Source organism: Micromonospora sp. NPDC048830 (genome assembly GCF_043198215.1).
In the GTDB taxonomy this organism is placed as follows: Bacteria; Actinomycetota; Actinomycetes; order Mycobacteriales; family Micromonosporaceae; genus Micromonospora.
Genome location: NZ_JBICUP010000033.1, coordinates 51,296 through 69,998, shown reverse-complemented (window position 1 = coordinate 69,998; position 18,703 = coordinate 51,296). Strand labels below are relative to the sequence as shown.

General features: G+C 73.9%; 16 protein-coding genes. 7 read left to right on the top strand and 9 right to left on the bottom strand.

Annotation, left to right across the window (positions count from 1 at the left end; genetic code table 11):
- Positions 1-17: 17 nt before the first annotated feature.
- Complete coding sequence (gene mycP, locus ACGFIZ_RS24710; protein ID WP_393422911.1) at positions 18-1,256, top strand: type VII secretion-associated serine protease mycosin; 1,239 nt, start codon at positions 18-20, stop codon at positions 1,254-1,256.
- An 81-nt stretch (positions 1,257-1,337) separates the two neighbouring features.
- Here mycP and ACGFIZ_RS24705 read toward each other — a convergent pair whose 3' ends face one another.
- Together ACGFIZ_RS24705 and ACGFIZ_RS24700 are read right to left on the bottom strand one after the other, a co-directional pair.
- On the bottom strand, positions 1,338-1,631 hold the full coding sequence (locus tag ACGFIZ_RS24705) for a WXG100 family type VII secretion target (RefSeq protein ID WP_393422909.1): 294 nt from the start codon (positions 1,629-1,631) through the stop codon (positions 1,338-1,340).
- 27 nt (positions 1,632-1,658) lie between these two features.
- Positions 1,659-1,976 (bottom strand): WXG100 family type VII secretion target, encoded by a 318-nt coding sequence (locus ACGFIZ_RS24700; protein ID WP_393422907.1) that lies wholly within the window; start codon positions 1,974-1,976, stop codon positions 1,659-1,661.
- Between the two features lie 286 nt (positions 1,977-2,262).
- On the opposite strand from ACGFIZ_RS24700, the gene eccE reads away from it, so the two are divergent.
- The 4 genes from eccE (at position 2,263) to rarD (ending at position 6,334) form a co-directional block, all read left to right on the top strand.
- Positions 2,263-4,092: a type VII secretion protein EccE gene (gene eccE / locus ACGFIZ_RS24695; RefSeq protein ID WP_393422905.1), complete on the top strand. Its 1,830-nt coding sequence runs from the start codon at positions 2,263-2,265 to the stop codon at positions 4,090-4,092.
- A 234-nt stretch (positions 4,093-4,326) separates the two neighbouring features.
- Positions 4,327-4,713 (top strand): phage holin family protein, encoded by a 387-nt coding sequence (locus tag ACGFIZ_RS24690; RefSeq protein WP_347666673.1) that lies wholly within the window; start codon positions 4,327-4,329, stop codon positions 4,711-4,713.
- Positions 4,714-4,910: 197 nt separating this feature from the next.
- Positions 4,911-5,399 (top strand): GNAT family N-acetyltransferase, encoded by a 489-nt coding sequence (locus ACGFIZ_RS24685; RefSeq protein WP_393422903.1) that lies wholly within the window; start codon positions 4,911-4,913, stop codon positions 5,397-5,399.
- Positions 5,396-6,334, top strand: coding sequence for an EamA family transporter RarD (gene rarD, locus ACGFIZ_RS24680; protein ID WP_393422901.1), 939 nt, complete (start codon positions 5,396-5,398; stop codon positions 6,332-6,334). Before ACGFIZ_RS24685 ends, rarD begins: the two co-directional genes overlap by 4 nt.
- A gap of 36 nt (positions 6,335-6,370) precedes the next feature.
- Here rarD and ACGFIZ_RS24675 read toward each other — a convergent pair whose 3' ends face one another.
- Together ACGFIZ_RS24675 and ACGFIZ_RS24670 are read right to left on the bottom strand one after the other, a co-directional pair.
- Entirely contained in the window at positions 6,371-7,072 is a 702-nt protein-coding gene (locus ACGFIZ_RS24675) for an anti-sigma factor family protein (RefSeq protein ID WP_393422899.1), read from the bottom strand.
- Positions 7,069-7,563 (bottom strand): sigma-70 family RNA polymerase sigma factor, encoded by a 495-nt coding sequence (locus tag ACGFIZ_RS24670; RefSeq protein ID WP_347666743.1) that lies wholly within the window; start codon positions 7,561-7,563, stop codon positions 7,069-7,071. Before ACGFIZ_RS24670 ends, ACGFIZ_RS24675 begins: the two co-directional genes overlap by 4 nt.
- Positions 7,564-7,811: 248 nt before the next feature.
- On the opposite strand from ACGFIZ_RS24670, the gene ACGFIZ_RS24665 reads away from it, so the two are divergent.
- Positions 7,812-9,938, top strand: coding sequence for a PhoX family protein (locus ACGFIZ_RS24665; RefSeq protein ID WP_393422897.1), 2,127 nt, complete (start codon positions 7,812-7,814; stop codon positions 9,936-9,938).
- 228 nt (positions 9,939-10,166) lie between these two features.
- Here ACGFIZ_RS24665 and ACGFIZ_RS24660 read toward each other — a convergent pair whose 3' ends face one another.
- Positions 10,167-10,952, bottom strand: a complete 786-nt coding sequence (locus ACGFIZ_RS24660; RefSeq protein ID WP_347666668.1) for an IclR family transcriptional regulator C-terminal domain-containing protein — start codon at positions 10,950-10,952, stop codon at positions 10,167-10,169.
- A gap of 154 nt (positions 10,953-11,106) precedes the next feature.
- On the opposite strand from ACGFIZ_RS24660, the gene ACGFIZ_RS24655 reads away from it, so the two are divergent.
- Complete coding sequence (locus ACGFIZ_RS24655; RefSeq protein ID WP_393422895.1) at positions 11,107-12,321, top strand: MFS transporter; 1,215 nt, start codon at positions 11,107-11,109, stop codon at positions 12,319-12,321.
- 127 nt (positions 12,322-12,448) lie between these two features.
- On the opposite strand, the gene ACGFIZ_RS24650 is transcribed toward ACGFIZ_RS24655, so the two are convergent.
- From ACGFIZ_RS24650 to nuoL, 4 genes are all read right to left on the bottom strand, one after another.
- Positions 12,449-13,528 carry a polyprenyl synthetase family protein gene (locus ACGFIZ_RS24650; protein ID WP_393422893.1) on the bottom strand — a complete coding sequence of 360 codons (1,080 nt, stop codon included), beginning with the start codon at positions 13,526-13,528 and terminating at the stop codon, positions 12,449-12,451.
- A 90-nt stretch (positions 13,529-13,618) separates the two neighbouring features.
- Positions 13,619-15,172, bottom strand: coding sequence for an NADH-quinone oxidoreductase subunit NuoN (gene nuoN, locus ACGFIZ_RS24645; protein ID WP_393422891.1), 1,554 nt, complete (start codon positions 15,170-15,172; stop codon positions 13,619-13,621).
- Entirely contained in the window at positions 15,169-16,701 is a 1,533-nt protein-coding gene (locus ACGFIZ_RS24640) for an NADH-quinone oxidoreductase subunit M (RefSeq protein WP_393422889.1), read from the bottom strand. Before ACGFIZ_RS24640 ends, nuoN begins: the two co-directional genes overlap by 4 nt.
- A 64-nt stretch (positions 16,702-16,765) precedes the next feature.
- Entirely contained in the window at positions 16,766-18,691 is a 1,926-nt protein-coding gene (gene nuoL / locus ACGFIZ_RS24635; RefSeq protein WP_393422887.1) for an NADH-quinone oxidoreductase subunit L, read from the bottom strand.
- Positions 18,692-18,703 lie beyond the last annotated feature (12 nt).

Sequence of the window (18,703 nt, the reverse complement as noted above, 5' to 3'; positions counted from 1 at the left end):
CGATACGGAGGGCGTCGATGCCCCGGTCCACCGCGCGCCCGGCCCTCGCCGCGCTGGCGGCGACCCTGCTCGCCGCGCCGGCCACCGCATCACCCGCCGCCGCGACACGCGCGGTCGCTCCGGGTGCCGCCGCGCGGGCCGTGCCGGGCTGCTCCGCACCGCTCGCCCCGGCCCGGCCGGTCGCGTCCGTCCCGTGGCCCCAGCGGCGATACGCCCCCGAGCGGCTGTCCGCCCTGGCCACCGGGGCCGGGGTGACCGTGGCCGTGATCGACTCCGGAGTGGACCGCGAACACCCGCAACTGTCCGGGCGGGTCCTCGACGGCGCCGACTTCCTCGACGCGGGTGGCGACGGGAGCCGGGACTGCGCGGGACACGGAACGGGGGTGGCGAGCATCATCGCGGCCGTCCCGCACCCGGGCGTCGCGTTCCAGGGCCTGGCGCCCCGGGTCCGCGTACTGCCGGTGCGGGTCAGCGAGCAGCAGGTGGTCGACGGGCAGCAGTCGGGGCGTACGGTCAGCGCCGCCGGCTTCGCCCGCGCCATCCGCTGGGCCGTCGACCACGGCGCCGACGTGCTCAACCTCTCCGTCGTGCTGTACGCCGACAACTCCGCCGTCCGCGCGGCGGTCGGCTACGCCCTCGCGCGGGACGTGGTCGTGGTCGCCGCCGCGGGCAACCTCCACGACAGCGGCGATCCGCGCCCGTACCCGGCCGCGTACGACGGGGTGCTCGGGGTGGGCGCGATCGGCTCCGACGGCCGGCGCGCCCAGTTCTCCCAGACCGGCCCGTACGTCGACCTGGTGGCCCCCGGCGGAGAGGTGCTGATGGCCGCCCCGGGGCAGGGCCACCGCCAGGCCGAGGGGACCAGCTACGCCGCCCCGTTCGTGACCGCGACCGCGGCCCTCGTCCGGCAGTACCGGCCCGGGCTGACCGCCGCGCAGGTGGCGCAGCGGATCCTCGCCACGGCCGACCCGGCGCCCGGCGACGGCTCCGGCGGCGGGTACGGCGCGGGGGTGCTCAACCCGTACCGGGCGGTCACCGAGACCGGGGCGGAGCCCACCGGTCGGGTCAGCCAGGCCGCCGGGCTGCCGGTGGACCGCGCCGACCCGGCGGAGCTGGCCTGGCGCGCCCGACGGGCCGCGGCCCGCGAGCGGGCGTTGGCTGTCGCCGCCGTCGCCGGAGCGGTGGTCGCGGGCGCGGTGCTGCTGGCCGTGCTGCTACCCCGCGGCATCCGTCGGCGGTGGCGCCCGGCGGCCTGACCGCCCAAGCCACACCCGCCGACCGTGGGCGGCACGCCTCCGGCGGCGACGACCGGTCGGACGGGCGCCGCCGCCGGGGCGTCACTGGAACAGGTTGACGTTGCGCTTCTCGGTGTCGAGGTAGTCGGACGCGGAGTCGTCGACCGCGACCTTGATGTCGCGCAGCATTGTTTGGAGGTCCTGCGAGGCCGAGCGCCACCGGGCCTGGCGCTGCTCGTACGCCTGGCGGGCCTCGCCGTCCCAGCTCGTCACCAGCGGGGCGGCGTCCCGCTCGAGCTGCCCAAGCTGGGTGTCCAGCGTGTTCAGCGCCCGCTGGATGTCCGCGCTGGCCTGCTGCAACGCGGCAAAGTTGACGACCAGCACACCGTGGTCCATCGGATGTTCCCCTTTCCGGGACGGTTGCTACAGCGGCAACTGGATGCCGCGGTTGGTGCCGGTGATCCGGCTGGCGGCCTCGTTGTCGGAGACGTCGTACTGCTGGCCGGCGGTACGGATCGCGGTGGCCGTCTCCCGCAGCGCCCGCTGCAACGCCGCCTGGTCCTGCGCCCACTGCTGCTTGACCTGCTCGAACGAGCGCCCACCGGCGCCCCGCCAGGCCTGCTGCAACACCTCCAGCTCGGCCAGCAGGCCGGACAGCATGCTCTGCAGGGACTGGTCCACCTGCTCGAACTTCGCGGCGGTCTGCTGCATCACCGCGGCTTCTGCCTGGGTCTGGGACACCCCGGACGTCACCTCGCCTTCCCTGTCGTGGCTGGCCGTCGACGCGCCCGCGGCGGACGCATCCTCCGCCTCGCCCGGCAAACGGCGCCGGATCGGGTCGGGGCGGCCAAACTCGTCGCTGACGGTAGCCGCCCCGTGGCCGTCGTGCTACCCCGCCCCGCTCCCCTGTGGACGAACCGGTTCCCGCCGCGTCGGTCCGAAGTCATACCATGACGCAGCGGCACCGACCGCACGGCGTCGTGTCTCCGCCCGCGCGACGTCACCGGGTGAGCGCTGAGGAGGCGCGGTGACGGCCAGCACCACCACGGCACCGGTTCAGCCGGCGCACCGGCAGCCGCTGCCGGCACAGTGGATCCCCGCCGCGGCCCGGCCGGCCACCGGGGTGCGCCCCGGCCAGGTGGTCGCCGCGCAGGTGGCGGTGGCGCTGGTCGCCGCCGCGGCCGGGCGGGGCGTGGGCTGGACGGCCGCCGCCCTGCTGGTGGCCGTGCCGCTGCTGGCCACGGCGTGGGTACGGGTGCGGGGCCGCTGGCTCTCCGCCTGGCTCGCCGTCGCCGTGGATCACCTCGCCCGCCGCCGCGCCCTGGCCCCGCCCGCCGGCCCGGACGCGCTGCTCGACCTGCTCGCCCCGGGCGCGGCGGTACGCGCGACCGAACTGGCCGGCGGCCCCGCCGCCGTGGTCGACGACGCCGGCGGGCTGATCGCGATCCTGGAACTGGGCGATCCCGGCGACCTGCTCGGCGACGGCCCCCGGGTGCTTCCGGCGCCGTCGACGCTGCTGCCGCCCGCATCGTCGGAGCTGCCCCCGGTCCGCCTCCAACTGCTGCTCTGCGGCAGCCCCGCCCCCGTCGGTGCCGAGGGCGGGAGCACGGTGGCCACCTCCTACCGGCAGCTGACCGACGGGCGGCTGGCCGGCCGGGATCGGGCGCTGCTCGCGGTCCGGGCGCTGCGGGTGGACGGCTGGACCGACGAGGACCTGCGGGCGGCGCTCTCCGGCGTGGTCCGGCGGATCGTCCGCCGGCTCCGGCCGGTGGCCGCCCGACCGCTCGGCGAGCACGCCGCGCTGCGCGTACTCGGGGAACTGGCCCACCACGACGGCGCGGGCCCGGTGCGGGAGTCCTGGCCGACCGTGCGCACCGGGGAGCTGCTGCAGACCACGTTCCGGCTGCGGCGCGGGCCGGACGCGCGGAGCGAGGCCGGGCGCCGCCTGGTGCCCCGGCTGCTCACCCTGCCGGCGGCCGCGACCACGGTTTCGCTGTGCGTCGGCCCGCACACCGGGCGCGACGGCGGCGCGGCGCCGGCCGAGCTGGCCGTACGGCTGGCCGCCTGGACCCCCGCCGAGCTGTCGGTGGCCGCGCAGGCGCTGCGGCGGCTGGTCGGCGGCGCGGGCGGCGAGGTCGACCGGCTCGACGGCGAGCAGCTTCCCGCGCTGGCCGGCACGTTGCCGCTCGCCCTGGCGGCCCCGGGCGCGACGGTCGGCCCCGCAGCGCTGGACGGGCTGGAGCTGCCGGTCGGCGACGCCGGGCTGATGGTGGGCGCCAACCGGCACGGCGGCGCGGTGACGATCAGGCTGTTCCGGCCGCAGGGTACGCGGCTGATGCTGGTCGGCGGGGTTAGCGTCGCCCAGTTGGTGGCCCTGCGGGCGATGGCGCTGGGCGCCCGGGTGGCGGTGCGGACGACCCGGCCGCGCGCCTGGGAGCCCTTCGTCCGAGGGGTGAACGCACCCGGCGGTCCGATCTCGGTGCTGCCGCCCGGCCGGCCGCCGGGCGGTGCGCCCGGCTCGCCGCTGCGGCCGCTGCTGCTCGTGCTGGACACGGGTCCGGTGCCGGCGGACGACGTACCGGTGCCGGCGTGGCAGTCCACCGTGGTGGTCCGGGACGATCTCACCCCGGCCGACGCCGACCCGCTGGCGCGCGCCGACCTGGCGGTGCTGCAACCGTTGCGCCCCGGCGAGGCGGCGCTGGCCGGGGCCGCGCTGGGGCTCGGCAGCTCGGCGGACTGGCTGACCCGGATCCGGGAGGACATGGTCGCGGTGGTGAACCGGCGGGCGCTGCGCTGGGCGCTGCTCTCGCCGACGCCGATCGAGTCGCAGCTGATCGGCCATCCCCGCCGGGGATGAGGCCCCCGGAGCCCCGGGCCGAGGCGCAGACCCGGGGACGGGCCGAGGATGGGCCTCCGCACCCGGAACAAGGCCGCAAAGCCGGACGGCCCCGGAGCCGGGACGAGGCCACGGAACCGGGACGAGGCCACGGAGCCGGATGCGTCCCCTGCCTGCGATCGGCCGCCTTCAAGCGTCAGGGGCAGGGCCGCGGCGGGTTCCGCGGTTGGCGGGTCCATGGCACGATCCGGGGCCATGGAATTCCTGAAGGGTCTCCTGATCCGGCTGGGCAGCACGGCGCTGGCCTTCTGGCTGGCCACGCTGCTCATTCCGGGCATCACGCTCGACACGGACTCGGCAACCGAGGCCGTCACCGCGCTGATCCTCGTCGCGGCCATCTTCGGTGTCGTCAACGCCGTACTCCAGCCGATCATCAAGACCGTCGGCTGCGGCTTCTACCTGCTGACCCTCGGCCTGATCGCGCTGGTGGTCAACGGCCTGCTGTTCCTGCTCACGAGCTGGATCGCCGGCGAGGCGGGGCTGCCGTTCCACGTGGCCGGCTTCTGGCCGGAGGCGGTGCTCGGCGCACTCCTGGTCGGCATCGTCACCTGGCTCCTCGGCGCCGTCCTCGACCGGGACTGACGTTCCGGAGGAAGATCTTGGACAGTTGCCGTCAGCGCGAGACGGTAACTGTCCAAGATCTCGATGGTGCGGCACGCGCCGTGCGGGGCCCGGCCGCGCGCCGGGCCGCGCGGGGGCAGGCGTCCTTGGTGACGGGGCGGGCCAGGAAGCGGGAATTGGCTGGCGAGCACATCAGTGAGCAGGGCTAACGTCGGGACGTGTTCATCCTGACCCGCGACGACGGCTACCAGCTCAGCACCGACCCGGCCCGGCTCGACCTCGACCTCGTGCACCGCTGGCTCTCCACCGACGCGTACTGGGCGATCGGGCGGGACCGGGCGACGGTCGAGCGGGCGTTCGACGGCTCGCTGGCATTCGGCGTCTACCGGCCCGGCGACGGCGGCCAGGTGGCCGTGGCCAGGGTCGTCACCGACCGGGCCACCTTCGCCTGGCTCTGCGACGTCTACGTGGACCGGTCCGTCCGCGGTCGCGGGCTCGGCACCTGGCTGGCCGGCGCGGTCCGCGACCACCTGGCCGAGCTCGGCGTACGGCGGATCGTGCTGGCCACCAACGACGCGCACGGCGTGTACGCGAAGGTCGGCTTCACCCCGGCGAACCCGGCCAGCTGGATGGAGTACGACGCCCGGGTGACCCCGCTCACCGGAAAGGAGTCCAACGGGTCGGGGCACCTTACAGTGGAGGCGTGAGCCCGCTCCGCCTCGGATACCTCTACGGCCTCGGCGCGTACCTGCTCTGGGGCTTCTTCCCGCTGTACTTCAAGCTGCTGCGGCCGGCGGGCGCGCTGGAGATCCTGGCGCACCGGGTCGTCTGGTCGTTGGCCTTCGTCGCGCTGCTGCTCGCGGCGCTGCGCAACGTCGGCTTCCTGCGGGCGCTGGCGCGCCGGCCCCGGGCGCTGCTCGGGATCTCCGCCGCCGCCGCGTTGATCGCGGTGAACTGGGCCACGTACATCTACGGGGTGAACTCCGGGCGGGTGGTGGAGACGGCCCTGGGCTACTTCATCAACCCGCTGGTGTCGGTGCTGCTCGGCGTGGGGGTGCTGCGCGAGCGGCTACGCCCCGCGCAGTGGCTGGCGCTGGGCGTCGGCGGGGCGGCGGTGGCCGTGCTCACGGTCGACTACGGCCGGCTGCCCTGGCTGGCGCTCACCCTCGCGGTGACCTTCGCGGCGTACGGGCTGGTCAAGAAGCGGCTCGCGCTGCCCGCCGCGGAGGGCCTGTTCGTGGAGTCGGCGGTGCTGGCACTGCCCGCCCTCGGGTACCTGGGCTGGCTCGCCGCCGCCGACGACGCCACCTTCGGCCACGTCTCCGCCGGGCACACCGTGCTGCTGGTGCTGGCCGGGGCGGTGACCGCGATCCCGCTGCTGTTGTTCGCCGGGGCGGCCAACCGGCTGCCGCTGACCGCGCTGGGGATGCTCCAGTACCTCACACCGGTCCTCCAGTTCGCCTGCGGCGTGCTGATCTTCCACGAGCCGATGCCGCCGGCCCGCCTCGCCGGCTTCGCGCTGGTCTGGGCGGCGCTGCTGGTCTTCACGGCCGACGCCCTCGCCCACACCCGTCGCACCCGCCGCACCCCCACCCGCACCGGCCGCGATCTTGCGGCTGCGACCCCCGGTACGCGGCGTTAGTCCGAGACGCCGGGGCAGCAGCGCGGAACGGGGTCATCAGCGGGCGTCGTAGGTGAGGACCGGGGTGCCGTCCGCGCGGAGGAGTTCCAGCCGGACCAACTCCGATCCCGTGAAGCGGGTGGCGCCGGTCAGCCGGACGTCGTCGCCCGGGGCGGCCAGCCACGAGCCGATCTGCTCCGTCGCGCCGTCCGGGCCGTGCGCCACCAGCCGGAACGTGTACGCCTCCCGGTGGCCGGGCCGCCAGTCGTACCCGCAGCGCATGGTGACCTCCGTGCCCCACGCCGTGCCGGTGAGCCCCACCTCCGCGTGCACCGGCACTGTGGCGGCGACCGGCCGCATGGCGGCCATGGGCACCTGCGGGGCGGGCGTACCGGTGACCTGGGGGGCGGGCCGGAGCGTGGTGGCCGAGCCGAACCCGGCGAACAGCGCCACGGCGGCCGCGGCGAGTGCGGTCAGGGCGTACCGGCGGCGGGTGGCCCACCGCTCGCGGCGGCGGCGGTCCCGGGCGGCGGCGAGCAGCGCGGGCACCCGGGTCTCCTCCCGCGCTGGCGGCAGGACCTGCTCCAGGTCCGCCGGGTCGAGCCGGCCGAGCAGGCCGGGCAGTACGGCGACCTCGGCGACGGACTCGCGGCAGGAGGTGCAGCAGGCCAGGTGCCGCTCGTACGCGGCGCGTTCGGCGGGGGCGAGCGCGCCGAGCACGTACGCGCCGTCGTCGTACGCGAACTCGCAGCGGCTCATTCGGTCACTCCCATCTCGGCCAGCACCAACCGTAGTGAGCGCAGCGCGTAGTGGGTGCGGGACTTGACCGTCCCCGGCGGCACGCCCAGCCGGGCCGCCGCCTCGGCGACCGACCGCCCCTGGTAGAAGCACTCGATGAGCACCTCCCGGTGGGGTTGGCTGAGCCGGTTGAGTGCCTCGGCGACGGTCCACGCCTCCACCGCCCGCTCCGCCTCGTCGACCGCCTCCGAGGGCTCCGGCAGCTCGTCGGTGTAGATCTCGCCGACCCGCGTGGAGCGTCGCCGCCAGGCGTCGATGGCCAGGTTCCGGGCGGTGGTGAAGAGCCATGCCCGCACGGAGCCCCGCGCCGGGTCCAGCGCCTCCGGGTGCCGCCAGGCCCGCAGCAGCGTCTCCTGCACCAGGTCCTCGGCCCGCGACCGGTCGCCGTGGACCAGCCGCAGGGCGTGCGCGAACAGCGCGTCGGCGTGTTCGGAGTGCAGCGCGCGCAGCAGTTGGGCGTCGTCGTCGCCGATGACGGCCTCCTCCCTCTCACCCGACGGGTCCAGCGTTGCATCCGGCCGGAAACACGCGCGGTCGCGCCGATCGGTTCACCGCAGGTCGGCGGCGGCCCGACGGACAGGTGTTCAGACGCGGTTCACGCGCGGGCCGACCCGTGCTCACCGTCTCCTCCTAGCGTCCGCCACGTACGCGCGCCGGCCGGCTGGGCCGGCGTGCACCGAACCTCCAGGAGGCACCCCCGATGAGCGACCGTCCCCGGCTGCTCCCCCTGCTGGGCGGCAAGCGCCACGGCAGCCGCGACGCCATGACCTGTCTGTACCGGTGCGGCAACGCCTGCGACCATCCGGTGCCGAACCCCTCCGACAACCCGTACCTCGGCGACATCGTGGACGCCGAGGTGTCCCGCCGCGGCGTCGTCCGGGCCGGGGCCGTCGGCGCGCTCGTGCTCGGCTTCGGCGGCGCCGCCGCCGGCGCGCTGGCCGGCGCCGCCCCGGCCGCCGCCGAGCCCGCCGCTCCGGTCGTGCCCGGGGCCACCGCACTCGCCCGCCCGCGCGGCGGCGTGGGCAGCGGCGCCCTGACCTTCGCGCCGATCCCGCCGAACCGACTCGACAGCCTGGTGGTGCCGGACGGCTACGACCACGCGGTGGTGATCCGCTGGGGCGACCCGGTCGTGCCGGGCGCGCCGGAGTTCGACCTGCACGGGCAGACCGCCGCGAAGCAGGCCAGGCAGTTCGGCTACAACAACGACTTCGTCGGCGTGCTGCCGCTGGACAAGCAGGGCCGCCGGGCGCTGCTCGTGGTCAACCACGAGTACACCAACGAGGACCTGATGTTCCCCGGCTTCACCGGCCTGGAGGCGCTCTCGGTCGAGCAGTTGCAGGTCGCCATGGCCGCGCACGGCATGTCGGTGGTGGAGCTGGAGCGGGTCGACGGCACCGGGCGGTGGCGGGTGGCCGGCAACGGCCGGCGGCCGTACAACCGGCGGGTCACCGCGCTGGCCACCAAGTTCGACCTGACCGGCCCGGCCGCCGGGTCGGCGTGGCTGAGGACGGCCGCCGACCCGAAGGGCCGGACGGTGATCGGCACCCTGAACAACTGCGCCGGCGGCGTCACCCCGTGGGGCACGGTGCTCTCCGGCGAGGAGAACTTCAACCAGTACTTCGTCGGCGGCGACGGCGCGCCGGAGGAGCTGAAGCCGAAGCTCGCCCGGTACGGCATCAGCACCACCGCGCGGTACCCGAGCGGCAGCCGGCGGTGGGAGCGCGCCGACGAGCGGTTCGACCTGGCGAAGCACCCGAACGAGGCGCACCGGTTCGGCTGGGTCGTGGAGATCGACCCGTTCGATCCGGAGAGCCGGCCGCGCAAGCACACCGCGCTGGGCCGGTTCAAGCACGAGGGCGCGAACGTCATCATCGCCAGGAACGGCCACGCGGTGGCGTACATGGGCGACGACGAGCGGTTCGACTACCTGTACAAGTTCGTCTCGGACAAGAAGTTCCTGCCGGGCGACTCGTGGGTGGCCCGCAAGCACAACCTGACCCTGCTGGAGTCCGGCACCCTGTACGTCGCGCAGTTGGAGGGCAACTCGGCCGCCGAGGTCGACGGGTCCGGCACGCTCCCCGCCGACGGGGCGTTCGACGGCCGGGGCCGCTGGATCAAGCTGGTCAGCGGCAACCGGTCGTACGTGGACGGGATGACGGCGGCGGACGTGCTCACCTTCACCCGGCTGGCGGCGGACAAGGTCGGCGCGACGAAGATGGACCGCCCGGAGGACGTCGAGCCGAGCCAGCTCACCGGCAAGGTGTACGTGGCGCTGACCAACAACACCGACCGCGGCAAGGCGGGCAAGCCCGCCGCGGACGAGGCCAACCCGCGCAACCTGAACAAGCACGGTCAGATCCTGGAGCTGGTGGAGGACCGGGCCGACAACGCCGCCGAGTCGTTCGCCTGGTCGCTGCCGATCGTCTGCGGCGACCCGGCCGACCCGTCGACGCACTTCGCGGGGTACGACAAGACGACGGTCTCCCCGATCTCCTGCCCGGACAACGTCGCCTTCGACGCCACCGGGAACCTCTGGATCTCGACCGACGGCAACGCGCTGGGCAGCAACGACGGCCTGTTCGCCACCGCCGTGGAGGGCCCGGAGCGGGGGCACCTGAAGCAGTTCCTCACCGTGCCGCTGGGCGCGGAGACCTGCGGGCCGTTCATCACCGGCGACAACCGCTCGGTGTTCGTGGCGGTGCAGCACCCGGGTGAGGTCACCGGCGCCTCGGTGGAGAACCCGGCCTCGACCTGGCCGGACGGCGACTACGCCAAGCCTGGCGTGGTGGTCGCCTGGCGGCTGGACGGCGGCCCGATCGGCAGCTGACCCGGCACGCCGCCCGACGGGCCCCCTCCCCACCCCCGGGGAGGGGGCCTGCGTCGTCCGGCCCGTGTGCCGCCGCCGCTCGGCCTCAGGGCGCTGCCGCCCGGCCTCGGGCCGCCACCGCTCAGCCTCGGGCCGCCACCGCTCAGCCTCGGGCCGCCACCGCTCGGCCTCGGCCGGCCACTGCTCAGCCTCGGGCGCCGCTTGCGGCCCTCGCCGGCCCCACGTCGCTCAGCTCTCGGCGGCGGCGATGCTGTCGGCGAGGGCCCGGGCCACGGTGAGCAGCTTCGCTCGGACCACCCGGGCGGAGGTCATCATCTCGCCGGCCGGCAGCGCGCACGCCAGCACCATCCGGCGCTCGATGTCCTTGTCCGGGGTGACCACGACCGCGGCGCAGGCCACGCCCTGACGGAACTGCCCGAGTTCGAGGTGCATCCCCCGCCGGTCGCCGGCCGCGATGTCCGCCTCGAACGCCTCAGGGCTGGTCAGGGTGGCGCTGGTGAAGGGCCGCATGCCGTACTCCCGCAGGTAGCGCAGCCGCTGGTCCGGGGTGAGGGTGGACAGCAGGGCCTTGCCGAGCGCGGTGGCGTGGGCGCCCTCGTCGAAGCCCGGGACCAGCTCCTCCACGTACGGCGAGCGGTGCCCCTCGGCGACCGCCGTGACCGCCACCTGGCCGCCCACGAACCGGCCCAGGTAGTGGCTGTAGCCGGTGTCCAGGGCCGCCCGCCGCAGGATCTCGCCGACCGCGGCCGGCCCGCGGAACGCCGTGACCAGCTCGCGGTAGCGGTCCGCGATCTCCAGCCCCACGATGTACGTGCCGTCCTCGCGCCGGATCACATAGCCCTCGTACGCGAGGGTGCGGACCAGATGGTACGTCGTGGCCACAGTCAACTCGCAGCGCCGCGCGATCTGCTTGACGGTCAGGCCCTTCGGGGCACGACCGACCGCCTCGAGCACGCGTAGCGCGCGGGACACGCTCCGGATGAGATCCGAAGGTTCCGCCAAGGGGTCGCGCACAACCACCTCCGCCGTCAGGGACTTACACCATATGAAATCCAGGCGTCCGGCGAAATGCCTGATCGGATCGACAATGCCAGATCATCGTAAACGTTGCGTGCGGCGAGCGACACGATGAGTTGCGTGAGTCGGCTTCACGTAGATTTGCGGGACCGTGACCCACCTTGCCCTGCACCCCCCGCCCCACGCCGTCACCCGCCGGCCGGTCCGCGCCGGCGCGGGAGCCGTCGCCACCACCGTCGCCTGCGTCCTGCCCGTGTTCCTCGTCGGCGGCCTCGCCGTCCAGATCGGCGCGGACCTGGGTCTGTCTCCGGCCGGGCTGGGTCTGCTGGTCTCCGTCTACTTCGGCGTCGGCGCGCTCGCCTCGGTGCCGTCCGGCGCCCTCGTGGAGCGGCTCGGTCCCGCCCTCGCCGCCCGCGCCGGCATCCTGCTCTCCGCCGGGTCGATGCTGGCCGTGGCGGCGCTGGCCCGGTCGTACCCGATGCTGCTGGCCCTCCTGGCGCTCGGCGCCGCCGCCAACGCGCTGGGCCAACTGGCCAGCAACGCCGCGCTGGTGCGGCACGTGCCGACCCGCCGGCAGGGGCTGTCGTTCGGCGTGAAGCAGGCGGCGATCCCCGTCTCCACGCTCCTGGCCGGCCTGGCCGTGCCGACGGTCGCGGTGACCGCCGGATGGCGGTGGGCCTTCGTGGCGGGCGCCCTGGCCGCCCTGGCCGCGCTGCCGGCCGCACCGCGCGGGGAGGCCCGCCCCGCGCGGGCCACGGGCGGGAGACGGACCGGCGGGGCCGCATGGGGCCTGGTCGTGGTGGGAGTCGCCGCCACCCTCGCGGCCGCCGCCGCGAACGCCCTGGGCACCTTCCTGGTCGACTCGGCGGCCGACCGGGGGCTGTCGCCCGGGCTCGCCGGGCTGACCCTGACCCTCGGCAGCGCGGTCTGCGTGGTCGCCCGGGTCGGCGCCGGCTGGCTCGCGGACCGGCGCGACGGCGGGCACGTCGCGGTCATCGCCGGCATGCTCGTGGTCGGCGCGGCCGGGCTCACCCTGCTCGCCGTGTCCGGCACGGCGCCGCTGGTGGCGGGCGTGCTGCTCGGCTTCGGCCTGGGCTGGGCGTGGCCCGGCCTGATGAACTTCGCGGTGGTCCGGCTGCACCCGGCAGCCCCGGCCGCCGCCACCTCGATCACCCAGACCGGGGTGTACGCCGGCGGCTGCCTCGGCCCGCTCACGCTCGGCGCGACCGCCGCCGGCTTCGGCTACCCGACGATGTGGCTGGCGGCGGCGGTGGCCATGCTCCTGGCCGCCGCCCTCATGCTGACGACCACCCGCCTCCTCGCGGGCACCCCGTCCCCCGCCTCCCTGCCACGGCTGGCCGACTAGTTCCGGCCGGCCGATTCCGGTGATCAAGAGAAATGTGTCGGGAAACCGGCTCGCGATGACACAAAGCTCTTGATCACCAGGCAGCACCGCGGCGGCCGCACGCTACGGAGGGCGTCGGCCAGGTGGGTCAGCTCGTGCGGTCGGCGATGTAGTCGCAGAGCGATTCGAAGGCGCGGCGGGCCGGGCCGGCGGGCAGCGGGGCGAGCTGCTCCCGCGCGTCCTCGGCGTAGCTGCGGACCGTCTCCCGCGCCCGCTTCAGCGCCGGGGACTCGCGGAGCAGTCCCAACGCCTCGGCGTGCAGGGCGTCGTCGACCAGCGGGCCGGTCGCCAGGATCTCCCGCAGCCGCACCGAGGCGGCGTCCGAGTCGTCCGAGGCGAGCGCGTAGAGCACCGGCAGGGTGGGCACCCCCTCGCGCAGGTCCGTGCCCGGGGTCTTGCCCGACTGCACCGACTCGCTCGCGATGTCCAGCAGGTCGTCGGAGAGCTGGAAGGCGATGCCGATGGTCTCGCCGTACCGGGCCAGGGCCTCGGTGTGCTCGACGGTCGCCCCGCCGAACATGCCGCCGAAGCGGGCCGAGGTGGCGATCAGCGAGCCGGTCTTCTCGGCGATCACGTTCAGGTAGTGGGCGACCGGGTCCTCGTCGCGCGGGCCGACAGTCTCGGCGATCTGGCCGTGCACCAGCCGGGCGAACGTGCGCGCCTGGAGCCGGACGGCCTCGGGGCCGAGGCCGGCCGCGATGTCCGCGGCGCGGGCGAAGAGGTAGTCGCCGACCAGGATCGCCACCGAGTTCGTCCAGCGGGAGTTGGCGCTCGGGGCGCCCCGCCGCACGGCCGCCTCGTCCATGACGTCGTCGTGGTAGAGCGTCGCCAGGTGGGTGAGCTCCATCACCACGGCGGCCGGGACGACCTGCGGGTTCGTCGGATCGCCGAACTGGGCACCGAGCGCGACCAGCAGCGGACGGAACCGCTTGCCGCCGGCGTCCACCAGGTGCCGGGCGGCCTCGGCCACCAACGGGTCGGCGCTCGCCACGCCGGCCCGCAGTTCCGCCTCTACGGCCTCCAGCAGGCCCAGCACGGACGCCTCGACGCGGGGATCGGCCAGGTAGAGGCCGAGCGCGCCGAACTGACCGGCGCTGACCGGACTCCGCCGACCGGAGCCGGTGGCACCTGAACGCTCGCCAGCCGGAATCACCACGCTATCCACCATGCCACACCCGTTCGACCTGCTCCTGCTGGGGGATACGGCGACGGGGCCGGCGCGCTGCCGCGCACCGGCCCCGTCGTCGGGAAAGGTCTGTCATCGAACGAATTCGGCCGCACCGTTGGCCAGCTCGAGCAACGGGGCCGGGGCGACGCCCAGAACCAGTGTGGCCAGCACGCCGATCATGAGGGCCGCCGAGGTGAGCCCGCCGGGCACGGTGACCGTCGGGGTGGACTCGCCCGGCTCGGAGAGCCACATCATCACCACGACCCGCAGGTACGGGAAGGCCAGCACCATGCTGGTCAGCACGCCGGCCACCACCAGCCACGCCTGGTCGGCCTCCAGGGCCGGCGCGAAGACGGCGAACTTGCTGGTGAACCCGCTGGTCAGCGGGATACCGGCGAAGGCCAGCAGGATGAAGGTGAAGATCCCGGCGAAGAACGGCGAGCGCCGGCCCAGCCCGGCCCAGCGGGACAGGTGGGTGGCCTCCCCGTCCGCGTCGCGGACCAGGGTCACCACCGCGAACGCGGCGAGCACCGAGAAGCCGTACGCGACCAGGTAGAACATCGTGCCGGAGAGCCCGCCCTTGCTCGGCGCGAGCACGCCGACCAGCAGGTACCCGGCGTTCGCGATCGACGAGTACGCCAGCAGCCGCTTGATGTCGGTCTGGGTCACCGCGAGCACCGCGCCGACCAGCATGGTCAGCACCGCCACCGCGCCGAGGACCGGGGTGAAGTCCCACGCCGCACCGGAGAACGCCACGTGGAAGACCCGCAGCAGGGCCCCGAACGCGGCGACCTTCGTGACGGCCGCCATGAAGCCGGTGACCGGCGTCGGGGCGCCCTGGTAGACGTCCGGGGTCCAGACGTGGAACGGCGCGGCGGCGGCCTTGAACAGCAGGCCGATGGCGAGCAGCGCCATGCCGGCGAAGAGCAGCACCTCGCTGGACGGGGACTCGGTCACCGCCGCGTGCACGGTGGCGAAGTCCACCCCGGCCGCCCGGCCCGGCATGCCGGAGGTGAAGCCGTACACCAGGGCCACGCCGAAGAGGAAGAAGGCCGAGGCGTACGCGCCGAGCATGAAGTACTTCATCGCCGCCTCCTGGCTCAGCAGCCGCCGGCGGCGGGCCAGCGCGCAGAGCAGGTACAGCGGCAGCGAGAAGACCTCCAGGGCGATGAACATGGTCAGCAGGTCGTTCGCCGCCACGAAGATCAGCATGCCGCCGATCGCGAAGGTGGTCAGCGGGTACACCTCGGTGGCGCCGCTGGCCTCCTCGGCCTGCCGCCGGTCCTCGGCCGACTCGGCGGTGACGGCGGCGTGGGCCACGAACGCGCCGCCCCGCTCCACCGCCCGCTCGCCGATCAGCAGCAGCGCCACGGCGGCCAGCAGCAGGATCGCGCCCTGGAGGAACAGCGTGGGCCCGTCCACGGCGATCGCCCCGCCGGCGGTGAGCAGCCGGTCGTCGGCGTTACGGATCACCATCACCAGCGCGGCGAGCACCGCCAGCAGCGCCAGGGACAGCTGCGCCCAGTGCCGGTGCCGCCGGGGCACGAAGGCCTCGACCAGCACGCCGAGCAGGGCGGCCCCCAGCATGATCAGGATCGGAGCGAGCGCCGCGTAGTCGATCGACGGCAACTTGAGCTCGGTCACTTTGCAGCCTCCTGGACGGTGCCCGCCGTGGGGGCGGGGTCGGTCCTGCCGACGTCCTGCATGGTCGCCTGGACGGCGGGGTTGATGACATCGGTGACCGGCTTGGGGTAGAAGCCGAGCAGCACGATCAGCGCGATCAGCGGGGCGACCACGATCTTCTCGCGCAGGTTCAGGTCACGGCGCATCGGCTCGACCTCGGCCAGCGCCGGGTTGAGCGTGCCCTGCGTGGTGCGCTGCACCATCCACAGCACGTACGCGGCGGCGAGGATGATGCCGAGGGTCGAGATCACCGCGATCGGCTTGTTCACCGTGAAGGTGCCGATCAGCACCAGGAACTCGGAGACGAACGGCGCGGTGCCGGGCAGCGCCAGCGAGGCCAGACCGGCGAAGAACAGCACCCCGGCCAGCAGCGGCACCAGCTTGCCCGCGCCGCCGAAGTCGCTGATCAGGGCCGAGCCGCGGCGGGCCACCAGCATCCCCACCACCAGGAAGAGCAGGCCGGTGGCGAGGCCGTGGTTGAGCATGTACAGCACCGCGCCGGTCCCGGCCTGGGTGGTGAAGGCGAAGATGCCGACCCCGATGAAGCCGAAGTGGGCAATCGACGTGTACGACACCAGCCGCTTGAGGTCGTTCTGGCCGACGGCCAGCAGGGCGGCGTAGATGATGCCGATCACGCCGAGCGCCAGCGCCCACGGGGCGAACCACCGCGACGCCTCCGGGAACAGCGGCAGGCAGTACCGCAGGAGGCCGAAGGTGCCGACCTTGTCCAGCACGCCGACCAGCAGCGCGGCGGCGCCGGCCGGGGCAGCGCCACCGGCGTCCGGCAGCCAGGTGTGGAACGGGAAGAACGGCGCCTTGATCGCGAACGCGACGAAGAAGCCGAGGAACAGCCAGCGCGCCGTCCCGGTGGAGATGTCCGCCTGGGTCAGCGCCTGCCAGTCGAAGGTGTGCCCGCCGACCACCCACAGGCCGATCACCGCGGCGAGCATGAACAGGCCGCCGACCAGCGAGTAGAGGAAGAACTTCACGGCCGCGTACTGCCGCTGGTGGCCACCGTAGCTGCCGATGAGGAAGTACATCGGCACCAGCATGACCTCGAAGAACACGTAGAACAGGAAGACGTCGGCGGCGGCGAAGACGCCGATCATCGTGGACTCGAGGACGAGCAGCAGCGCGAAGTAGACCGGCACCGAGCGCCTCGACGACTCGGCGTCGTGCCAGGACGCCAGGATCACCAGCGGCACCAGCACCGCGATCAGCATCAGCATCACCAGCGCGATGCCGTCCGCGGCGAAGGTGAACCGGGCATCCCACTGCGGGATCCAGGTGTACGACTCGCGGAACTGGAGCCGGTCGCCGTCGGTCTCGAACGCGATCCACATGACCACCGACAGGGCCAGCACCAGCAGCGACCACCCGAGGGCGACCAGCTTGGCCAGGTCCGGCCGGCGGCGCGGCAGGACGGCCACGACCAGCGCGCCGACCAGCGGCGCCACGGTCAGCACCGAGAGGAACGGGAAGTTGGACATTATGCGGCCTTACCTCCGTCGTCACTGCGTGGTCCGCCGGCGGGGGCGGCCGGGTAGAGGTCGATCACGCCAGCCACCCCGCCTGCACCGCCAGGAACGCCGCCACCACCAGCAGCGCGCCGGTCAGGATGGACGTCGCGTACGACCGGACGAAGCCGGTCTGCAGCCGCCGGAGCCGGCCCGAGCCCCCGCCCACCGCGGCGGCCAGGCCGTTGACCAGCCCGTCGACGCCCCGGTTGTCGAGGAAGACCAGCGCCCGGGTGAGGAAGATCCCCGGCTTCTCGAAGACCGCCTCGTTGAAGGCGTCGGTGTACAGGTTGCGCCGGGCGGCGGTGACCAGCACGCCCGCCGGCTGCGGCTCGGTGGCCGTGCCGCCCCGGAACAGGAACCAGGCCAGCCCGACCCCGGCCGCGGTGACCAGCAGCGAGAGCGCGGTGATCACCCCGTGCGACAGCACCGCGTGGTGACCCTCCTCCTGGTGGCCCAGCCCGGCGGTCGCCTCCAGCCAGTCCGGCACGGAGCTGGCCATCAGCGCACCCGCGGCGACCGAGCCGACCGCGAGCAGGATCAGCGGAATGGTCATCAGCTTCGGCGACTCGTGCGGGTGCTCGATGTCCTCGGTCCAGCGGGCCGGCCCGTGGAAGGTGAGCACGAACAGCCGGGTCATGTAGAAGGCGGTGAGCCCGGCGCCGAGCAGCGCGGCCCCGCCGAACAGCCAGGCCGTCCAGTCGTCCCGCTCGAACGCGGCCACGATGATTGGCTCCTTGGAGAAGAAGCCGGAGAACGGCCACATGCCGATGATGGCCAGCCAGCCCGTCATGAACGTGATCCAGGTGATCTTCATGTGCTTCGACAGCCCGCCGAAGCGGCGGATGTCGACCTGGTCGTTCATCCCGTGCATGACCGAGCCGGCGCCGAGGAACATGTTGGCCTTGAAGAAGCCGTGCGCCAGCAGGTGCACGATGGCCAGCGCGTACGCCGCGCCGCCCAGACCGACGCCGAGGAACATGTAGCCGATCTGGCTCACCGTCGACCAGGCCAGCACCCGCTTGATGTCGTCCTTGGCCGCGCCGATGACACAGCCGATCAGCAGCGTCAGCGCGCCGACGCTCACCACCACGAGCTGGAGCGTCGAGTTGGCCGAGAAGATCGGGTTGGACCGGGCGATGAGGTAGACGCCCGCGGTGACCATGGTGGCGGCGTGGATGAGCGCCGACACCGGGGTCGGGCCCTCCATCGCGTCCGGCAACCACGCCTGGAGCGGAAACTGGCCGGACTTGCCGGTCGCCCCGAGCAGCAGCAGCAGGCCGAGCACCAGCACGGTCGTCGCGGTCAGCGAGCCGACTCCGTTGAAGACCTCGTCGTACTGGGTGGTGCCGAGGGTGGCGAACATGATGAAGATGCCGATGGCCAGGCCGGCGTCGCCGACCCGGTTCATCAGGAACGCCTTCTTGCCGGCGGTGGCCGCGCTGGGCCGGCCGTACCAGAAGGAGATCAGCAGGTACGACGCCAGACCGACGCCCTCCCAGCCGAAGTAGAGCATCACGTAGTTGTTGCCGAGCACCAGCAGGAGCATCGCGGCGACGAACAGGTTGAAGTACCCGAAGAACCGCCGCCGGCCCTCGTCGTGCGCCATGTACTCGACCGCGTACAGGTGGATCAGGGAGCCCACGCCGGTGATCAGCAGGACGAACACCGCGGCCAGCGGGTCGAACAGCAGGCCGAAGTCCACCTTGAGGTCGCCGACGGCGATGAAGTCGAACAGGCTCAGCTCGACCGACTTGTTCTCCAGGCCGCGCAGCTGGAAGAAGGAGGTCAGGCCGAGCACGAAGGAGGCCGCGACGGCGACCACCCCGAGCCAGTGCCCCCAGCGGTCGGCCCGCCGGCCCAGCAGCAGCAGGATCGCCGCGCTGGCCAGCGGGATCGCCACGAGCAGCCAGACGCTGCCGAGAAACCCCGTGGCCTGGGCGTATTCCACAGTCTCTTCCACCGGAGGGCCCCT

What these genes read in the sequence shown, in the direction of transcription:
- mycP (WP_393422911.1), top strand. Translation starts at nt 18, where the DNA reads ATGCCCCGGTCCACCGCGCGCCCGGCCCTCGCCGCGCTGGCGGCGACC.
- ACGFIZ_RS24705 (WP_393422909.1), bottom strand. Translation starts at nt 1,631, where the DNA reads ATGGACCACGGTGTGCTGGTCGTCAACTTTGCCGCGTTGCAGCAGGCC.
- ACGFIZ_RS24690 (WP_347666673.1), top strand. Translation starts at nt 4,327, where the DNA reads ATGGAATTCCTGAAGGGTCTCCTGATCCGGCTGGGCAGCACGGCGCTG.
- ACGFIZ_RS24675 (WP_393422899.1), bottom strand. Translation starts at nt 7,072, where the DNA reads ATGAGCCGCTGCGAGTTCGCGTACGACGACGGCGCGTACGTGCTCGGC.
- ACGFIZ_RS24665 (WP_393422897.1), top strand. Translation starts at nt 7,812, where the DNA reads ATGAGCGACCGTCCCCGGCTGCTCCCCCTGCTGGGCGGCAAGCGCCAC.
- ACGFIZ_RS24650 (WP_393422893.1), bottom strand. Translation starts at nt 13,528, where the DNA reads ATGGTGGATAGCGTGGTGATTCCGGCTGGCGAGCGTTCAGGTGCCACC.
- ACGFIZ_RS24640 (WP_393422889.1), bottom strand. Translation starts at nt 16,701, where the DNA reads ATGTCCAACTTCCCGTTCCTCTCGGTGCTGACCGTGGCGCCGCTGGTC.